Raw genomic sequence first — 18,911 nt, forward strand, 5'->3', positions numbered from 1 at the left:
CTCGTGGCTGGTGTAGAAGTCGGTGGTCCGCACCTCCGGATGGGTCTCCGGATTGATGCCGATCGCCCGCATGAAATCGAGCGCGTCGGTCATGCGACCGGCGACATCCTGGTAGCGCGAGGATTGCGGCGAATCCTTCACGAAGCCCAGCATCCAGCGATGCGCGTTCTCCAGGTTGGCGTAGCCGCCGGTGGCGAAGGCGCGCAGCAGGTTCAGGGTCGCGGCCGATTGCCGGTAGGCCTCGACCTGACGGCGCGGATCCGGCGTGCGGGCCTCCTCCGTGAAGCCGATGCCGTTGACGATGTCGCCCCGGTAGCTCGGCAGGCTCACGCCATCGAGGGTCTCGGTGGGCGAGGAGCGCGGCTTGGCGAACTGCCCGGCGATGCGCCCGACCTTCACCACGGGCGAGCCGCCCGCGAAGGTCAGCACCATCGCCATCTGCAGGAACACCCGGAAGAAGTCGCGGATGTTGTCGGCCGAATGCTCGTCGAAGCTCTCGGCGCAGTCGCCGCCCTGGAGAAGGAAGGCCTCGCCCGCCGCGACGCGCCCGAGCGCCGTCTTTAGCTTGCGCGCCTCACCGGCGAAAACCAGCGGGGGAAAGCTCGCGATCTGGGTCTCGACCGCCTGCAGCGCCGCCGAATCCGGATAGGCGGGGACCTGCTGGATCGGCAGGTTCCGCCAGTTCTTCGGTGTCCAACGCTCGGCCATGACCTCTCTCCGCGCACGTCCTTCGTGCGATCGCGCATGACGCGCGAAGCGCGGCTTATAGAGGGGTTCCCGAACGCATGCGAGGGGCGGATTCCTGAGGGCTGGCAGGAGCCTGAAGCAGAGTTGGGGCGCGGGCGATCGGGTGATGCGCTTGCAGCGGGTGGTTCGGGCGTCCCGCGATCCAATCAGAAAATCCGAGCCCCGACGGGATTGGGGTTTCTCCGAGCCCAAAGATTTCGCTCCGTCATCCCGGGGCCGCACAGCAGAGCCCGGGAGCGAGAAACAGAGGTGGAGCAAGATCTTGCGCCGTCGGCGGTTCGAGATTCCGGGCTCGCCTGCGGCGCCACGGAATGACGGGGTGGTTTAGCCTGCGGCGTCAATGAGTGTCGAAAAGGCAACCGCCACGTTCGCGGATGCATCAAGGCGACTGCCTACGGCCCGCGCTCGATCAGGCTTCGCCGTCCTCGACCTCGATCCCGTGCTCGGCCAGGATCCAGAAGATCGCCTCCAGATCCTCCGCGGAGACGTCCCGCGGCGGAAGCGCCTCCTCGAGGTCGTCGTAGGTCAGGCAGCGGCTGCGCTGAGTCTCGGCCTTGGCGAGCAGCCGGTCGATCGCCCGGCGGATATCGGCGGGCAGCGCGTCGTGGCTCGGTACCCGATAGCTGAAGGCCGGCCGAAGGGCGTCGGCCAGGAGGCCGTCGATGATCGCCTGACGGCGCGCGTGCGCGTCGTCCTCGCGATTGCCCTTGCCTGCGTCCTGCTTGCCCATGACCCTGATATGGCTCGGCCGCGCACCGCGTCGAGACCCCGCGACGCGGGGAACTTACCCGACGCCGACCGGATGCTTGGTCACCTCCGGCACCCGCATGGTGACGAGCTCCTCGGCGGCGGTGGGATGGACCGCGATGGTGCGGTCGAAATCGGCCTTGGTGGCGCCCATGGTGACGGCGATGCCGATGGCCTGGATCACCTCGCCGGCATCGTGGCCGAAGATGTGGACGCCCACCACCCGGTCGCTGGCGCAATCGACCAGCACCTTCATGAGGATCCGCTCCTCGCGGCCCGAGAGCGTCGCCTTCATGGGCCGGAAGCGCGCCTTGTAGACGTCGATCTTGCCGTAGATCTCCCGGGCGGCGGCCTCGGTATGGCCGACGATGCCGATCTCGGGGGTCGAGAACACCGCGGTCGGGATCAGCCGGTGATCGACGCAGGACGGCTTGCCGCCGTAGACCGTGTCAGCGAAGGCATGGCCCTCCCGGATCGCCACGGGGGTCAGGTTGGCGCGGTTGGTGACGTCGCCCACCGCGTAGATCGACGGGATTGCAGTCTGTGAATAGGCATCCACCGGGATCGCGCCGGCGGCGTCGGTCTCGATCCCGACCTTCTCCAGGCCGAGCCCGGCGACGTTCGGGCGCCGGCCGGTGGCCACCAGCACCTGATCGACCAGGATCTCGGTGCCGTCGTCGAGCTGCGCGCACAGGCCGGCATCGCGCCGGTCGATCCGGATCAGCGTACGGCCGAGCCGCAGGTCCATGCGCTGGCGATAGGCCTCGGCGAGGGCGTCGCGGACCTCGTCGTCGAAGCCGCGCAGCAGCCGGTCGCCCCGGTGGAGCAGGGTCGTTCGGCTGCCGAGCGCTGCGAAGACGCCGGCGAACTCCACCGCGATGTAGCCGCCGCCGATCACGAGGATGCGCTCGGGCAAGTCTTCCAGCTCGAACACCTCATTCGAGGTGATTGCCAGCTCGATCCCCGGCACCGCCGGCTCCTTCACCGGATGGGCGCCGACCGCGACCAGGATCCTCTCGGCCCGCACCGTCCTGTCCGAACCGATCAGGCGGATCGTGTGCGGGTCCTCGATCACCGCGCGCTCGGGCACGATCTCGACGCCGGCGCGCAGCAGGTTGGTGTCGTAGATCCCTTCGAGCCGGGTCACCTCTGCGTCGCGGCGCCGCTTGAGGACGCTCCAGTCGAAGCGCGGGCGCTCGACCGTCCAGCCGAAGCCCGCGGCATCCTCGAACTCGTCGGCGAAGCGGCCGGCGTAGACTATCAGCTTCTTGGGCACGCAGCCGCGGATCACGCAGGTGCCGCCAACCCGGTACTCCTCGGCCAGCATGACCTTGGCGCCGTAGCCGGCCGCGATCCGGGCGGCCCGGACGCCCCCGGAGCCGGCGCCGATGACGAAGAGGTCGACGTCGAAAGCGCTCATGCGGGGCCGTCCATCTCGCGTCTCGTATCCGTGCGGGACGTCGCCGCCTCACGCATCCAAGTGGCTTCGCGCATCCACGTGATGGCAGCGCCGAGCCCGGCCGTCCACCACGCCGCCCAGCCATTGTGCTCGACGAACGCGATGGCAGCCGCGCAGGCGACGAGACCCAGTGCCGCGGCGCGGTCGGGCTGCCGCATCCCGGCGATGCGGCCGAGCATCAGCATCAGGACTAGCGCGGCCAGGAGCGCACCGGGCAATCCCAGTTCGGCCCAGACCTGCAGGAAGCTGTTATGCGGGTGGCCGACTCCGAGGAGGACCCGCATCTCGGGCGCGACCGCCCCGGCCACGGGAGCCTCTGCGAAGCGCGCGCTGGTGCCGAATCCCGCCCCGCGCCACGGATCGGCCGCCACGGCCGCGCCGAAGCTGCGGGCGATGGCGACTCGGGCCCGGGAGGAGGATTGCACCAGGCGCTCATGCGCGGCCTCCGGCATGACCCGGGCGAGCAGGTCGCCCTCCACGGGGGCGAGTGCGACGGCAAGGCCGAGCCCGAGGCCGGCAAGCGCGATCCCGACCCGCATCGGCAGCAGCCGGGCCAGGCCGAACAGCCCGGCCCCGGCGAGAAGTCCCAGCTGAGCGGCGCCGCTGATCGAGCGCAGCACGCCGAAAGCCGCGAAGACGAGGCCGGCCACGGCGAGGCTCCGGGAGCGGGCGCGCCACAGCACCAGAGCGACGGGGCCGGCAAGGAGGTCCAGCGTCAGCGCCGGGCGATTGTGCACGAAGGCGGCGACCCGGCGTCCGAGCGCCCGTTCGAGGGCGAGGTCCGAAGCGAGGTCGACCGCGATGACGAGGCCTGCCAGCACAATCGCGGCCGCACCGAGGCGGGGCGCGAAGGCCGGGATCCGCCCGGGGGCGAGGCAGATGATCAGGTAGGCGGCGGCCAGGGTCGGCAAGAATTCGCCGAGCACCTTCAGCGACGAGCCCGGGAACGGCGCCCAGGCGAAGGAGACGAGGCACCATCCCAGGAAGGCGAGCGCCGCGACGCCGAGCGGCTTGCTGAGAGGGATGAGGAGGCAGGCTCGCAGCGCGCGAGGATCTTCGACCCAGCGCCCGGCGAAGAAAGCTAACGCTGCGAGGCCGAGGACGGCCGGGCTCGACCGGTTGGCGAGCACCATCGCCAGCGGCAGGACGGCGAGCAGGGCCGCCCCCGCCGCGTAGAGGCGGTCGGTCGTCCGCGCGGAACGTGTCTGACCGAGCGTGATCGCCGGCCTGGGATTCAACGGCATCGGATGTCCAAAGCATCCCCATCCTGCGGCGGAGACGATCACACATCTCCGGTCGTGACGCTGGTCCCCTCTCCCGTACGGGAGAGGGACCGGGTGAGGGATGCGCCCTCTCCGGAAAACCCCGATCCCTCATCCCGACCTCTTCCCGCACAGGAGAGGGGGCGCGTCCCGGCTTACGTGATTCGAGGTGTCAGCTCAGCGAGCCTCGTGGGAGCCCTCGAGTCGGCTACGGGATCCCTGGAGGGCTCCCACGAGGGCTCCGCTTCGCTCCGTCGACTCGGGATGATGGCATGGGTGGGGCAGTCGGAGCCGAAAACGACCTCACGACCACCCGCGCCCCTCTCACTGCATCTGGTGGCCGCGCTTGCCCATCTCGGCCCGCACCCGGACCATGACGTACTCGGACACTTCCTGCGTCCAGTCCTGCATTTCCTGCACCATCTCGTCGAGGAGCTGCGGCTGGGCCTCGACGTAGTGCTTGCCGGCCGGCGAGCGGAAGAAGGTCGCGATCTCCTTCAGCTCGGGCTCCGGGAATTTCGCCGCGTAGGTGCGGGCGGCGATGTCGATCATGCGCTGCTTCTGCAGCTCCATCTCGGGCTGGAGGGCGGTCAGGACCTCGTCGAGATCCTTGGCGAGTTCGGGCCGCGTCACCGTCTGCTTCCGGATCTGGTCTGCGAAGGCCGGCAGGACCGAATCGAACGAGCGGGCGATGCCGGAGCTGAGCATCACCTCGCGGGCGAGGGCGAGGTGGCTCGCCGTGTAGGTCGGCGTCGCGGCGGCCGGCGTGTTCGGCTGCGCCGCCGGCTTGGCCGGGGCCGGCTTGTTCGCCTGGGCCGAAGCCGCATGCGGGAGAATCGTGGCCGCGGCGAGCGCGAGGCCGAGCGCGGCTTTGAGGCGTCGGGACATGCTGAATGATCCTGCGAAAGGGTTTGGCGCTTCAGACCAAGCTGCCGAGAATGGTGACCTCGGCCTGGCCGTCGCGGTCCGCCGCCAGGATCGCGGCGTCGGCGATGCCGAGGAACAGGCCGTGCTCGACGACGCCCGGCACCGACCAGAGGGCGGCCCCGAGGGCGTCTGGATCCGGGATGGCGCCGAGATGGGCGTCGAGGATGTAATGGCCGCCATCGGTGAGGAGCGGCTTGCCGGCCGGATCGCGGCGTAGCCGCACCGGGCCGGTACAGCCGACCCGGGCGATAGCCGCCTCGACCGCGCCGTGCGTGGCGGTGAGGCCGAACAGGTTCACCTCGATCGGCAGCGGGAAGGCGCCGAGCCGGGCGACGTGCTTGGCCGCGTCGGCGATCACCACCATGCGGCGGCTGGCGCAGGCGACGATCTTCTCCCGCAGCAGCGCGGCGCCGCCGCCCTTGATCAGGCGCAGCTGGTCGTCCACCTCGTCGGCGCCGTCGATGGTCAAGTCGAGCTCGGGCTGCTCGTCGAGCGTCGCGAGGCGGATGCCGAGGCCCTCGGCCTGCACCCGCGTCGCCTCCGAGGTCGGCACGCCGACGATGTCGAGCCCGTCGCGGACGCGTTCGCCGAGCAGGGCCACGAAGGCCGCCGCGGTCGAGCCGGTGCCGAGGCCCAGCCGCATGCCGGGCTCGACCAGGTCGAGGGCGCGCGCCGCCGCCGCCCGGCGCAGGTCCGGTCCGCTCACCGCGGGGGCGCCCGGTCGGCGGGGTGGAACGAGATGTCGCGCATGCGGAGCAGCCGGGCTTCCTGGGTCGGTCGCGCGGCCCCTAGCATGCCGCAGGGCGGACCGGAACGGCTCCGCGGAGCTGCTGGCTTCAAAAGCGGCCGCCCTGTGCGGGCGTGGCGCTGGCCCCGGCCCGGCCGGGTGCGGGCCCGGTCAGCGGTGCGTCCGATGCGCCCTCGGCGCCGGGCTTGGCCTGCTGGGTGCAGACCACCTGCTCCTTCTTCACCAGCACGAAGCAGATGCTCATCTCGCCGGTCCGGTAATTGACCCGGAACACGCCGGCCTCGCGGGTGTGGCGGCTGGCGACCAAGCCGTATTCCGAGGGCGCCTGTGCGCCGGCGCCCTCCCCGGGGCCGAAGCACACGGTTTGGCCGATGCCGCCGGCCGATTCCTGCAGCCCGTACTGGCAGGAGGTCACCTCGCCGGTGACCTTGTCGACTCGGTACATCCGGTTCAGGTCGGTCTGCGGCGCGGGCACGAATTCGAACGAGGTCGCGGCGGCCGGCACGCTGGCGAGTGCAAGGCAGGTGGCAAGCAGGGGCAGGGACGGTTTCATCGCGGGATCCGGGAGCTGACGCGCTCCGCCTTTCGCTGGGCTTTCGGGCGAGTGTGGGGCGCCGCGTCGCCTTGCCGCCGACGCCGGCCGGCTTTAGCGAGGCCGTATCCCAGCTGGAGTTCGACCCGATGCCGCCCGAATCGACCGCTCGTCCGCCGATCGCCGTGTTCGACCTGGACGGGACCCTGGCCGAGACCGCGGGTGACCTGATCGGCACGCTCAACGTGCTGATGAAGCGCGAAGGCCTGGCCGAGCTGCCCCTGTCCCAGGCCCGCGGCCTGATCGGAGCCGGCGCCAAGGCGCTGATCCGGCGGGGCTTCGAAGCGGAGGGCCGCGCGCTCACGGCGGAAGACCACGAGCGGCTGTTCGAGGCCTTCATCGCCCATTACGGAAAACACCTAGCCGACACGTCGCACCTTTATCCCGGCGTGGTGGAGGCGCTGGACACGCTGGAGGCGGCGGGGTTCCGGCTGGCGGTCTGCACCAACAAGTTCGAGGGCCAGTCGGTGGAGCTGCTGCGCCTGCTCGGGATCGGTCACCGCTTCGCGGCGATCTGCGGGCGCGACACCTTCCCGGCCTACAAGCCCGATCCGAGCCACCTCACCGGCACGATCGAACGCGCCGGGGGCGACCCGGCCCGGGCCGTAATGGTCGGCGATTCGCGCACCGACATCGACACCGCCAAGGCCGCCGGCATCCCGGTGGTGGCGGTGACCTTCGGCTACACCGACGTGCCGGTGACCGAACTCGGGCCCGACCGGGTGATCGAGCATTTTTCGGATCTGGCCGAGGCGGTCCGCGCCCTGGTGCCGGTGGAGGCCGCCTAGGGGGTCAGCGCAGCCAGGTCCTTAACCGCGCCACCGCCTCCCGGCATTCCGCCTCGGAGCCGGCGAACGAAAACCGGACGTGGTGGTGGCCGAGATCCGGATCGAAATCGAGCCCTGGGGTCGCCGCGACGTTGGCTTCGTCGAGCATGCGCCGGCAGAAACCGGTGGCTTCGTTCGTGAGATTCGCCACGTCCGCGTAGAGGTAGAAGGCGCCGTCGGCCGGGTGCACGCGCCCGAGGCCGAAGCCGGGCAGCGCGTCGAGGAGGATCGCCCGGTTGCGGGCGTAGCCGTCGCGCACCGCGTCGAGTTCGTCTGCGGCGTCCAGCGCGGCGAGCGCGCCGACCTGCGAGAGGTAAGGCGCCGAGATGTAGAGGTTTTGCGCCAGCCGCTCGATCGGGCGGACCAGGACCTCCGGCACCACCATCCAGCCGACCCGCCAGCCGGTCATGCAGTGGTATTTCGAGAACGAGTTGATCACCACCGCGTCGGAATCGAATTGCAGGGCGGTGACGGTCGGCACGCCGTAGCTGAGGCCGTGATAGATCTCGTCGGAGATCAGCGGCAGGCCCAGCTCGCGAGTGGCCGCGCAGAGGTCGCGCAACGCGTCTTGCGTGATCACCGTGCCGGAGGGGTTGGCCGGGCTCATCACTAGGGCGCCGGCCAGCGACGCGCGGGCATGGGTCTCGCGCAGGAGCGCGGCCGTGGGGGCGAACCGGTCCTCGGCGCGCAGCACCATCGGGGCCGGCACGAGGTCGAGGGCGGCTAGGATGCTGCGATAGGCCGGGTAGCCGGGCTGCGGTACCGCCACCCGGGAGCCGGCATCGAACAGGCTCATGAAGGCGAGTACGAATCCGGCCGACGAGCCGGTGGTGATCACCACCCGCTCCGGGCTCACCGCGACGCCGTGGCGCTCGGCATAGTCCCGGGCGATCCGCTCGCGCAGGGCCGGCAGGCCGAGCGCCTCGGTGTAGGGCACGCGGCCGGTGGCGAGCGCCGCCTGCGCCGCCGCGATCACCGCCCGCGGCGCCGGCGCGGAGGGCTGGCCCACCTCCATGCGCACCACGTCGTCGCCGCGCCGGGCCTTGGCGGCGGCCGCGGCCATGACGTCCATGGCGAGGAACGGCTGGACGGCGGCGGCCCGCCGGGAGATCGGGATCATGCTTTCCTGACGGGGCGCGAGGGCGGAGGCGGTGCGGTGCTCGGGGTTACCCCCTGACGGCCCTGCCCTCAACCGGTGTCAGTGCGGCGCGAAGCCCGCAGCCATGTTGACCACCAGCGCCAGGATGCCGGTGTTGAACAGGTAGGCGCCGACCGTTTGCGCGGTCGCGATCCGGCGCATCCTCTTGCTGGTGAGATTGGTGTCGGAGGTCGCAGCCGCAGCCCCGATGGTCACGGTGAAGTACAGGAAATCCCAGAAGTCCGGCTCGGTCTCGCCGTGGAAGTCCAGCCCGCCGCGCTCGGCGCCGGCTTCGTCCCCTGTGCCGTAATAGACGTGCGCGTAGTGGACCGTGAAGATCATCTGCACGAAGACCCAGGTGCAGAGCAGGCTCGTCCCGGCGAGCGCCAGGGCGTAGCGCTCGCCGGGTCCGGCGATGCGGCCGCCGACCACCAACACCGCCACCGAGCCGAGGCTCGCGGCTGCCGCCAGCAGGGCGAAGACGGTGATCACCCCGGCGCTGTCGTCGAGCCGGGCGGCCTCACGCCGCATGGCGTCATGGGTCTGGCCGGTGGCCCGCCGTATGACCAGGCCGGCATGGACGATCACGCCGGCGCACCAGCCGACGAGCAACCGCATCCCCGGATCGAGGCCCGGCACCAGCAGGGCGGTGGCGACCGCCACCAGGATCGCGCAGAGCAGGTGCGGGCGCAGCCAGAAGGCGCGGAACAGCTTGGGCATGACGAACCGGATGACGCGCAGCGGGCGGGATCTCCCGGCCGGGATCGTGATTTGACCCGGCGCCGCGAAAACGCCTAACCCACCCTCTACCGCTCGCGCCACGCGCGGGCCGGCTTGCCGCGCAAGCGAGGATCCATGCTCTTCAACCGCTCCCTGCCCGCGCTGGCCCTGGCGCTCGGCCTCGCCGCCGTCCCGGCTTCGGCGCAGGACGCCACGCAATCCACCGCTCCGGCATCCGCCTCGTTCACGGACGCGCAGCGCGCCGGCATCGAGGCGATCGTCAAGGACTACCTGATCAAGCACCCGGAGGTGCTGCAGGAGGCGCTGGCCGAGGCCGAGAAGCAGCAGGCGGAGACGCAGCGCCTCGCCCAGAGTGCGGCCCTCAAGGAGGCCCGCGAGGCGCTCATCAACGGCCCGCACGACGTCGTTGCCGGCAATCCCACCGGCGACGTCACGCTCGTCGAGTTCTTCGACTACAATTGCGGTTATTGCCGCAAGGCGCTGATCGACGTGCAGACCCTGATCAAGACGGACCCGAAGCTGCGGGTGGTGATCAAGGACTTCCCGGTGCTCGGCCCGGAATCCCTCGAAGCGAGCCAGGTCGCGGTCGCGGTGCGCCAGCAGCTCAAGGGCGACAAGCTGTTCGAATTCCACCAGAAGCTGCTCGAGACCAAGGGCCGGGTGAACGGCGCCCGGGCGATCCAGGTCGCCAAGGATCTGGGCGCCGACACGGTCAAGCTGCAGAAGGACATGGCCTCCCCCGAGGTGAAGGCCGCGTTGAGCGAGAATCGCGGCCTGGGCGACCGGCTGGGCCTGTCGGGCACGCCGGCCTTCATCATCGGCGACGAGGTGATTCCGGGCGCCGTCGGGGTCGACCCCATCCGCAAGACCATCGCGGATGTCCGCCAGTGCGGCCACGCCTCCTGCTGAGGCGTCAGGCCGGAGCTTCCCACCGGCGGATGGCGGACTGCGCGGCCTTGTCGCGCCAGGCCGCCTTCGTCTAAGAGCCGCCAGCCATGAGGCTGTGATCGAGTGCCAGCGCGCATGCCGGATGAACCGACCGCCGCGGCGCGATACGAAGAAGGCCGGATGCCCAAGAACGATCCCATCGATTCCGAGCTCGTCCGCGAACTCGCCAACCTCGTCACCGAGACCGGCCTGTCCGAGATCGAGGTCGAGAAGGGTGACCTGCGGATCCGCGTCGTGCGGCGGCTTGAGCCCGTCACCGTCCAGGTGGCGGCGCCCGCGCCTGTCGCGGCCGCCGCGCCGCCCGTGGCGCCGCCGACGGGGGCCCTCGCCCCGGCCGAGCCGGCCCGGACGCATCCCGGCTCGGTGCCGTCGCCGATGGTCGGGACCGCCTACCTGCGTCCTTCGCCTGAGGCCAAGGCGTTCATCGATATCGGCTCGAAGGTCGAGGTCGGCGACAAGCTGCTCCTCATCGAGGCGATGAAGACTTTCAACGAGATCGTGGCGCCCCGCGCCGGCACGGTGACGGCGATCTTCGTCGAGGATGGCCAGCCGGTCGAGTTCGGCGAGGCCCTGCTGGTCATCGCCTGATCGACGCGCGGGGCGGCCCGTTCGCTTCGCCGTTCGGGTCGCGTGCTACGAGCAGGCGGCGATGAGTCCCGTGCAGGCGATGTCGGGCGTCTTCCGCCACGTCGACCGTCACGTCAGGCCTGGAAAACGGCGCGCAACAAGAGGATAGATCATCCTGCGCGGTCCCGTCGGATCGCCTGGACGCTCTAAGGGTTCGATGTTCGACAAGATCCTGATCGCGAACCGCGGCGAGATCGCCCTGCGCATCCTGCGGGCGGCGAAGGAACTCGGGATCGCCACCGTGGCGGTCCATTCCACCGCCGACGCGGACGCCATGCACGTCCGGCTGGCCGACGAGAGCGTCTGCATCGGGCCGCCCGCCGCCCGGGACAGCTACCTCAACATCCCGTCGATCATCGCGGCTTGCGAGATCACCGGGGCGGACGCGGTGCATCCGGGCTACGGCTTCCTGTCCGAGAACGCCCGGTTCGCCGAGGTGCTGGCACACCACCAGATCGGCTTCATCGGCCCCAAGGCGCAGCACATCCGCACCATGGGCGACAAGATCGAGGCCAAGCGCACCGCCGTGAAGCTCGGCATCCCGTGCGTGCCGGGTTCCGAGGGCGGCGTCGAGGATGCCGACGAGGCCAAGCGGATCGCGGCCGGGATCGGCTACCCCGTCCTGGTCAAGGCGGCGGCCGGCGGCGGCGGGCGCGGCATGAAGGTCGCCCGCTCGGAGGCCGAACTGGAGCAGGCGCTCGGCATGGCCCGCTCCGAGGCCAAGGCGGCGTTCGGCGACGACGCGGTCTACCTGGAAAAGTACCTGGAGAAGCCCCGGCACATCGAGGTGCAGGTTCTGGGCGACGGCCGGGGCGGCGCGGTCCATCTGGCCGAGCGCGATTGCTCGCTGCAGCGCCGCCACCAGAAGGTCTGGGAGGAAGGCGGTTCGCCCGCGCTCAACGAGTCGATGCGCGCCGAGATCGGCGGCATCTGCGCCAACGCGATGAAGGAGCTGGGCTATCTCGGCGCCGGCACGGTCGAGTTCCTGTACGAGGACGGCCGGTTCTACTTCATCGAGATGAACACCCGCATCCAGGTCGAGCATCCGGTCACCGAGATGATCACCGGGATCGATTTGGTGATCGAGCAGATCCAGGTCGCCTCGGGCGGCCCGCTCTCGGTGTCGCAATCCGACATCAAGGTCGAGGGTCACGCCATCGAGTGCCGGATCAACGCCGAGCACCCGGAGACCTTCCGGCCGTCCCCGGGCCAGATCACCCATTATCACACCCCCGGCGGCCTCGGGGTCCGGGTCGATTCCGCGGCGTTCCAAGGCTACCGGATCCCGCCGCATTACGACTCGCTGATCGGCAAGCTGATCGTGCACGGGCGCACCCGCAACGAGTGCCTGATGCGCCTGCGCCGGGCGCTGGACGAGTTCGTGATCGACGGCATCGACACCACGCTGCCGCTGTTCCGCACCCTGGTCCGCAACCCGGACGTCCAGAACGGCCTCTACGACATCCATTGGCTCGAGCACTTTTTGGAAGATGGCGGCATGAAGGTGTGAGCCCGGCCGGAGACCGCGAGCCAGTTCGACCGGTTCTTCCCACCCTCGCCCTCCTCCGGAGGCGACGGAGCGAAGCGGAGGCGTCGAAGGAGGGCTCCAGCCAGCTGCGCGATCCCTTGGGGGCTCCTTCAGGGCTCGCCGCGCTCGCACCGCGGGATGAGGGGGGTGTTTCGGAGAGCTGTCGTCTGACCGAGATCGTGTCTCCAATCCGACTTTGAAACTGCGCTTGCGGCGATCAGGTCCGGCGCCGGCTCTGGCATTTGGACCGGCGCCGCGCGACACTCGTCCCATGCACGATCCGACCCGCGTGGACATCACCCCCGAGATCCTGCTGAAGGCCTACGCGGCGGGCATCTTTCCGATGGCGGAGGATGCGACCGACCCGACCCTGTACTGGGTGGAGCCGCGGGCGCGCGGCGTTCTCCCCCTCGACGGGTTCCGGGTGTCCCGGCGCCTGGCCCGGACGGTGCGGTCCGACCAGTTCGAGGTCCGGTGCGACACGGATTTCGACGGGGTGATCAGCGGTTGCGCCGCACCCCGCCGGGACAGTGAGAAGACCTGGATCAACGGGCGGATCCGCGAGCTCTACGGCGCGCTGTTCGACCTCGGGCATGTCCACACCGTCGAAGTGTATGCCGGTGCGGACGGGCGTTTGGTGGGCGGCCTCTACGGCGTCTCGATGGGGGCGGCCTTCTTCGGCGAGAGCATGTTCCACGAGGTGCGCGACGCCTCGAAGGTTGCCCTGGTCCATCTGATGGCGCGCCTGCGCGTTGGCGGTTACCGTCTCGCCGACACCCAGTTCGTGACCGACCACCTCACGCAGTTCGGCGCCGAGGAGTTGCCGCGGCACATCTATAAGCGGCGGCTCGCCGTCGCCCTCGACGCGGTCGCCGACTGGAACGTCTGGCCTTGCGACGGGACCGTCCCGGGCGCGCGGGCGCTGGACGCGCTGGGCGTCGGCGCGGCCGACTGAGCCTCAGCGGAACAGCGCGTCGAACAGGTTCTGCGGCTGCGGCGGGGGCGGCGGGGCTGGAGCTGGCCCTTCGTTCGACGGGAAGAACTTTCGCGAGGGCTTCTGTCGCGGCTGCACCGGCACCCCGCGCGGCGCCTCGACATCGACCTGGCCGGCGGCGTTGAGTTGCTGGGCGGTCTTGGTCGAATCCCGGCCGGCGCGTTTCGTCCGTTCCGGCTTGGCGGCCACCGCCGGCACGTCCTCCTGCTCCTTCGCCTCTGCGATCACGTCGCTGCCGCCTTTGCAGTCGACCAGCCAGACGTCGTAGATCGGGTGCTCGATGGCGTGCAGGCCGGGGCTCGACGCGAACATCCAACCGGTGAAGATGCGGCGATACTTGTTGTCGAGGGTGACCTCATCGACCTCAAGGAACGCCGTGGTCTTGGCGCTCTCGGTCGGCGGCCGCGTGTAGCAGACCCGCGGGGTCATCTGCAGCGACCCGAACTGCACGGTCTCGTCCACCGCAACCTCGAAGGACACGATGCGGCCGGTGATCTTGTCGAGGCCGGAGAACACCGCGGTCGGGTTCTTGATCTTGTCGGCCGCGGCCGGGCCGGCCCCGAGGGCCAGTGCCAGGCCGAGGAGCAGTCCGGCGCGTGCGAGGGCTTTGGTGCGGCTCAAGGCTCGGACCCCTAATGCATCGCCCCGAAACGTGGGACCGTCTCTCGGAAGACGACGATGCGGAACAAGGACCCCAGGGCAGCGGCCCGGATTCGGGACGAGGCTCTAGAGGAAGGCCGGTCACGCCGTCACGGGCGCGGCGGTCGGATCGGATAGCCCCGAGGTGAACACTGGAACGGTGGCGGTAAAAGGGCGCCGCAGCCGCAAGCCTACTCGCCGGGCGTCCAGGAGACGTAATCGCCGGTCGCGGCCGGTCGCGAGCCCCAAGAGAGCTGCGAGCCCTGCGGTCGGTATGCGTTCGGCGTGCCGGTCTGGTTCTCGACATGCGGCTGCTGCCAGGCGCGCGGCGTGTAGGTCTCTTCGCTCGGGGCGAGATCGACGTTGTGGCACAGCCAGCCGCGCCAGCCGGGCGGAACCTTCGAGGCGTCGGCGTAGCCGTTATAGACCACCCAGCGCCGTTCCGAGCCGACCGAGCGGTCGATCAGCGCGCCTTCGGCCTTGTAGTACTTGTTTCCGAAATCGTCCTCGCCGACGAAGATGCCGGTGCGGGCGGTCTGGAGCGCGAGCGAGACGGTCTGTCCGTTCCACCACGTGAAGACGCGCAGCAAAGTGTCCTTCAGCGCCATCGCCGGTCCCGGATTCAAGCCGCGCCACGCCGGCGCTTCGTGGCGTCGTTATGGTGAGCGCACGCGCCCGAGTCCAGCGGTTCGGCCCAACTGTCGCTGCGCGGCAACGCCCACGCCGGACATCAGCCGGCTATTCAAGAACCGCGATAAAGTGCCTCTACTTCAGGGTGTGGATCGAAAATTTTTCCGCTCCGAATCCCGAATGCCGGAAGGGCACTTATCCGAGTCGCCGTCGATATCCACAGGTTTATGCGAGCCGGCACAACATCTAGCGGGGAACCGCACCGACGCACACTACTTGTTGACGTGAGAGCGATGGCGGCGGTATTGTCCCTGCATCGGTCGCGCCGCCCCCCGTGGTGCGTTTCGGCAGGTTCGACCGGCCTAAAATCATCTTCGCTGAGTCGCCTCGCGTCCGGTTTCCGGGCCCGAGCGAACGCGACCCCCTTATTGGGAATCGACCCCGCGTCCAGCGGGGCCGGGACATTCGTGTCCCGACGGGAGAGGTGTGTCTTATGCGGTTCGAGCGTCGCTACACCACGGCCGGACAGTCGCCCTATACCGGTATTCCGTTTCGCAAGGCCTTGAGCGAGATCCGCAATCCCGACGGCTCGGTGGTGTTCCGCCTGGATGGCATCGACGTGCCGGAAAGCTGGAGCCAGGTCGCCAGCGACGTGCTGGCGCAGAAGTACTTCCGCAAGGCCGGCGTTCCGGCGCGCCTGAGGAAGATCGAAGAGAACGACGTCCCGTCCTTCCTCTGGCGCTCGGTGGCCGACGAGGCCGCCCTGGCCGAACTCCCCGAGGAGGAGCGGATCGGCTCGGAATCCTCGGCCACGCAGGTGTTCGACCGGCTGGCCGGCTGCTGGACCTACTGGGGCTGGAAGGGCCGCTACTTCTCCTCCGAGGAGGACGCTTCGGCGTTCTTCGACGAGCTGCGCTACATGCTCGCCAAGCAGATGGTGGCGCCGAACTCCCCGCAATGGTTCAACACCGGCCTGCACTGGGCCTACGGGATCGATGGCCCGAGCCAGGGCCACTTCTACTGCGACTACCGCACCGGTGAGCTGACCCGCTCGGCGTCGAGCTACGAGCACCCGCAGCCGCATGCCTGCTTCATCCAGGGCGTGCAGGACGACCTCGTCAACGACGGCGGCATCATGGACCTGTGGGTCCGCGAGGCGCGCCTGTTCAAGTACGGCTCCGGCACCGGCTCGAACTTCTCCGCGCTCCGCGGCGAGAACGAGAAGCTCGGCGGCGGCGGCAAGTCGTCGGGCCTGATGAGCTTCCTCAAGATCGGCGACCGGGCGGCCGGGGCGATAAAGTCCGGCGGCACCACCCGCCGGGCGGCCAAGATGGTGATCGTCGACATCGACCACCCGGATATCGAGGCGTTCATCGACTGGAAGGTGAAGGAGGAGCAGAAGGTCGCCGCCCTGGTAACCGGCTCCAAGGTCGTGTCCAAGCATCTCGGCCTGGTCATGAAGGCCTGCACCCAGTGCGAGGCGGAAGGCGATGCCTGCTTCGATCCGGACCGTAACCCCGCGCTGAAGCGCGAGATCAAGGCCGCCCGCAAGGCCTCCGTGCCGGATGCCTACATCAAGCGGGTCGTCCAGTTCGCCCGCCAGGGGTTCACCAAGATCGATTTCCCCGTCTACGACACCGATTGGGATTCCGAGGCCTACCTCACGGTCGCCGGCCAGAACTCCAACAACTCCGTCTCGTTGACGGACGACTTCCTCCGGGCGGTCGATGCTGACGCCGACTGGCACCTGACCCAGCGCACCACCGGCAAGGTCGCGAAGACCATCCCGGCCCGCGAGCTGTGGGAAAAGATCGGCGAGGCGGCGTGGGCCTCGGCGGATCCGGGCCTGCACTTCAACACCACGATGAACGACTGGCACACCTGCCCGCAGGGCGGCCGGATCCGGGCTTCGAACCCGTGCTCGGAATACATGTTCCTGGACGACACCGCCTGCAACCTGGCCTCGGCCAACCTGCTGACGATGTACGACCGGCAAACCAAGCGCTTCGATGTCGAGGCGTTCGAGCACCTGAACCGCCTCTGGACGGTGGTGCTCGAGATCTCCGTGATGATGGCGCAGTTCCCGTCGAAGGAGATCGCGGAGCTGTCGTTCCGGTACCGGACGCTCGGCCTCGGCTACGCCAATATCGGCGGTTTGCTTATGACCATGGGCCTGCCCTACGACTCCCATGAGGGCCGCGCCCTGGCCGGTGCGCTCACCGCGATCATGACCGGCGTGGCCTACGCCACCTCCGCCGAGATGGCGGCCGAGCTGGGTCCGTTCCAGGCCTACGACGACAACGCCGACGCGATGCTGAAGGTGATCCGCAATCACCGCCGCGCCGCCCACGGCGAGGCCGAGGGCTACGAGTTCCTGAGCATCGCCCCGGTGCCGCTGGACCACGCCAATATCCCGCAGGACAACCTCGGTGCCCATGCCCGCGCGGCCTGGGACCGGGCACTCCAGCTCGGCGAGACCCACGGCTACCGCAACGCCCAGACGACCGTCATCGCGCCCACCGGCACGATTGGCCTCGTCATGGATTGCGACACCACCGGCATCGAACCCGATTTCGCCCTGGTGAAGTTCAAGAAGCTCGCCGGCGGCGGCTACTTCAAGATCATCAACCAGGCGGCACCCGACGCGTTGCGGGCGCTGGGCTACCGCGAATCCGAGATCGCCGAGATCGAGGCCTACGCGGTCGGCCACGGCTCCATGGGCCAGGCCCCGGCGATCAATCCGACGACGCTCCGGGCGAAGGGTTTCACCGACGACAAGATCTCCGCGATCGAGAAGGGCCTGAAGTCGGCCTTCGACATCAAGTTCGTGTTCAACCGGTGGACGCTGGGCGACGACTTCCTGATCCAGACCCTCAAGGTCCCGGCAGAGATGCTGTCGGACCCGACCTTCGAGCTGCTGCCGTTCCTCGGCTTCACCAAGAAGGACGTCGAGGTCGCCAACACCCATATCTGCGGGGCGATGACGCTCGAGGGGGCTCCGGGCCTCAAGCGCGAGCACTATCCGGTGTTCGACTGCGCCAATCCGTGCGGCCGCATCGGCAAGCGCTACCTGTCGGTGGAGAGCCACATCCGCATGATGGCGGCAGCCCAGCCGTTCATCTCCGGGGCGATCTCCAAGACGATCAACATGCCCAACGACGCCACCGTCGAGGATTGCAAGGCGGCCTACCGCCTGTCCTGGACCCTGGCGCTGAAGGCGAACGCCCTCTACCGCGACGGCTCGAAGCTGTCGCAGCCGCTCAACGCCGCCCTGATCGCCGATGAGGACGACGAGGCCGACGACGCCCTGGAGGCGCTGATCCAGGCGCCCGCCGCGGCCAAGGCCGCCCAGATCGCCGAGAAGATCGTCGAGCGGGTGATCGAGCGGGTCGAGCACATCCGGTCCCGCGAGAAGTTGCCGGCCCGGCGCAAGGGCTACACGCAGAAGGCGGTGGTTGGCGGCCACAAGGTCTACCTGCGCACCGGCGAATACGACGACGGCCGCCTCGGCGAGATCTTCATCGACATGCACAAGGAGGGCGCGACCTTCCGGAGCCTGATGAACAACTTCGCCATCGCGATCTCGCTCGGCCTCCAGTACGGCGTGCCGCTCGAAGAGTATGTGGAAGCGTTCACGTTCACCCGGTTCGAGCCGGCCGGCTTCGTACAGGGCAACGACGCGATCAAGAACGCGACCTCGCTCCTCGACTACGTGTTCCGCGAGCTGGCCGTGTCGTATCTCGGCCGCGCCGACCTGGCCCATGTCAGCCCCGCCGAGATCGGCGGCACGGTGCTCGGCGGCGGCGAGGCCGGCGACACCACGCGCGACGGAGCCAAGCCCGCCCCGGCCTCCTCGGTGGTCTCGCGCGGCCTGCTGCGCGGCTCGGCCGACCGCCTCACCCTCATCCAGGGCGGCCCTGCCGGCGGAACGGTCGGCGTCGGCGCCGCAGGCACCGGCCAGACCTCTCCAGCTGGCGGGACGGTTCACGCCATCCACGGCACCTCGGCGCTCAAATCCGAGCCTGCGGTGGCGCGTCAGACCGAGACGATCGCCGACACCCTCCCCTTCACCAAGGTCGAACGCACCGTCGCCGACCGACGGGCCGAGGCGAAGATGAAGGGTTACGTCGGCGAAGCCTGCCCGGAATGCGCCAACTTCACGCTGGTCCGCAACGGGACCTGCCTGAAGTGCGACACCTGCGGCTCCACGACCGGTTGTTCGTAATCGACGCGACGGAGCTGCTGTTGCGGCGTGAGGCAGAAGATAGTCGAATTTGCTTCTCGGTTAGTCGTCATTGAGAAGCATAATTTGTAAAAAACGATTTGAGGTTGGTTCCTATGATCGCTATGGAGGTAA

Annotated in this window: 17 protein-coding genes; 6 read left to right on the plus strand and 11 right to left on the minus strand. The window is 69.3% G+C overall.

The genetic code is table 11. From position 1 onward, the window contains the following. The 7 genes from FV233_RS04245 to FV233_RS04275 all read right to left on the minus strand — a co-directional run. On the minus strand, positions 1-708 hold a 708-nt coding region (locus FV233_RS04245), incomplete at its 3' end, for a 3-deoxy-7-phosphoheptulonate synthase (RefSeq protein ID WP_147896692.1). Positions 709-1,156: 448 nt separating this feature from the next. Then, a complete protein-coding gene (locus FV233_RS04250) occupies positions 1,157-1,477 on the minus strand; it encodes an RNA polymerase sigma factor region1.1 domain-containing protein (RefSeq protein ID WP_147854254.1) in 321 nt (106 codons plus the stop codon). A gap of 54 nt (positions 1,478-1,531) precedes the next feature. Further along, a complete protein-coding gene (gene gor, locus FV233_RS04255; RefSeq protein ID WP_147896693.1) occupies positions 1,532-2,914 on the minus strand; it encodes a glutathione-disulfide reductase in 1,383 nt (460 codons plus the stop codon). Further along, a complete protein-coding gene (locus tag FV233_RS04260) occupies positions 2,911-4,197 on the minus strand; it encodes an O-antigen ligase family protein (protein ID WP_147896694.1) in 1,287 nt (428 codons plus the stop codon). Before FV233_RS04260 ends, gor begins: the two co-directional genes overlap by 4 nt. Before the next feature lie 342 nt (positions 4,198-4,539). Then, positions 4,540-5,103: a DUF2059 domain-containing protein gene (locus FV233_RS04265; RefSeq protein ID WP_147854258.1), complete on the minus strand. Its 564-nt coding sequence runs from the start codon at positions 5,101-5,103 to the stop codon at positions 4,540-4,542. 31 nt (positions 5,104-5,134) lie between these two features. Then, positions 5,135-5,848 (minus strand): ribose-5-phosphate isomerase RpiA, encoded by a 714-nt coding sequence (gene rpiA / locus FV233_RS04270; protein ID WP_147896695.1) that lies wholly within the window; start codon positions 5,846-5,848, stop codon positions 5,135-5,137. 130 nt (positions 5,849-5,978) lie between these two features. Then, positions 5,979-6,443, minus strand: a complete 465-nt coding sequence (locus FV233_RS04275; protein WP_147896696.1) for a hypothetical protein — start codon at positions 6,441-6,443, stop codon at positions 5,979-5,981. Positions 6,444-6,571: 128 nt separating this feature from the next. Between FV233_RS04275 and gph the strand changes: the two genes are divergently transcribed. Further along, complete coding sequence (gene gph / locus FV233_RS04280) at positions 6,572-7,270, plus strand: phosphoglycolate phosphatase (RefSeq protein WP_147896697.1); 699 nt, start codon at positions 6,572-6,574, stop codon at positions 7,268-7,270. Between the two features lie 4 nt (positions 7,271-7,274). Here the strand turns inward: gph and FV233_RS04285 are convergent, their stop codons facing one another. Next, positions 7,275-8,429 (minus strand): aminotransferase class I/II-fold pyridoxal phosphate-dependent enzyme, encoded by a 1,155-nt coding sequence (locus FV233_RS04285; RefSeq protein ID WP_147896698.1) that lies wholly within the window; start codon positions 8,427-8,429, stop codon positions 7,275-7,277. 78 nt (positions 8,430-8,507) lie between these two features. Further along, complete coding sequence (locus tag FV233_RS04290; protein WP_147857419.1) at positions 8,508-9,167, minus strand: DUF1345 domain-containing protein; 660 nt, start codon at positions 9,165-9,167, stop codon at positions 8,508-8,510. Between the two features lie 135 nt (positions 9,168-9,302). Between FV233_RS04290 and FV233_RS04295 the strand changes: the two genes are divergently transcribed. From FV233_RS04295 to aat, 4 genes are all read left to right on the plus strand, one after another. Beyond that, a complete protein-coding gene (locus FV233_RS04295) occupies positions 9,303-10,097 on the plus strand; it encodes a DsbA family protein (protein WP_147896699.1) in 795 nt (264 codons plus the stop codon). A 159-nt stretch (positions 10,098-10,256) separates the two neighbouring features. After that, a complete protein-coding gene (gene accB, locus FV233_RS04300; RefSeq protein ID WP_147896700.1) occupies positions 10,257-10,724 on the plus strand; it encodes an acetyl-CoA carboxylase biotin carboxyl carrier protein in 468 nt (155 codons plus the stop codon). 196 nt (positions 10,725-10,920) lie between these two features. Further along, entirely contained in the window at positions 10,921-12,273 is a 1,353-nt protein-coding gene (gene accC / locus FV233_RS04305) for an acetyl-CoA carboxylase biotin carboxylase subunit (RefSeq protein WP_147855417.1), read from the plus strand. A 289-nt stretch (positions 12,274-12,562) separates the two neighbouring features. Further along, positions 12,563-13,246 (plus strand): leucyl/phenylalanyl-tRNA--protein transferase, encoded by a 684-nt coding sequence (aat, locus tag FV233_RS04310; protein ID WP_147896701.1) that lies wholly within the window; start codon positions 12,563-12,565, stop codon positions 13,244-13,246. A gap of 3 nt (positions 13,247-13,249) precedes the next feature. Here the strand turns inward: aat and FV233_RS04315 are convergent, their stop codons facing one another. Both FV233_RS04315 and FV233_RS04320 read right to left on the minus strand, forming a co-directional pair. Then, positions 13,250-13,906, minus strand: a complete 657-nt coding sequence (locus tag FV233_RS04315; RefSeq protein ID WP_147855415.1) for a DUF2155 domain-containing protein — start codon at positions 13,904-13,906, stop codon at positions 13,250-13,252. A 209-nt stretch (positions 13,907-14,115) separates the two neighbouring features. Continuing rightward, positions 14,116-14,532, minus strand: a complete 417-nt coding sequence (locus FV233_RS04320) for an NADH:ubiquinone oxidoreductase subunit NDUFA12 (protein ID WP_147855414.1) — start codon at positions 14,530-14,532, stop codon at positions 14,116-14,118. A gap of 515 nt (positions 14,533-15,047) precedes the next feature. Between FV233_RS04320 and FV233_RS04325 the strand changes: the two genes are divergently transcribed. Further along, positions 15,048-18,779, plus strand: a complete 3,732-nt coding sequence (locus FV233_RS04325; protein ID WP_147896702.1) for a vitamin B12-dependent ribonucleotide reductase — start codon at positions 15,048-15,050, stop codon at positions 18,777-18,779. Positions 18,780-18,911 lie beyond the last annotated feature (132 nt).

It is taken from the genome of Methylobacterium sp. WL7 (genome assembly GCF_008040085.1).
In the GTDB taxonomy this organism is placed as follows: Bacteria; Pseudomonadota; Alphaproteobacteria; order Rhizobiales; family Beijerinckiaceae; genus Methylobacterium; species Methylobacterium mesophilicum.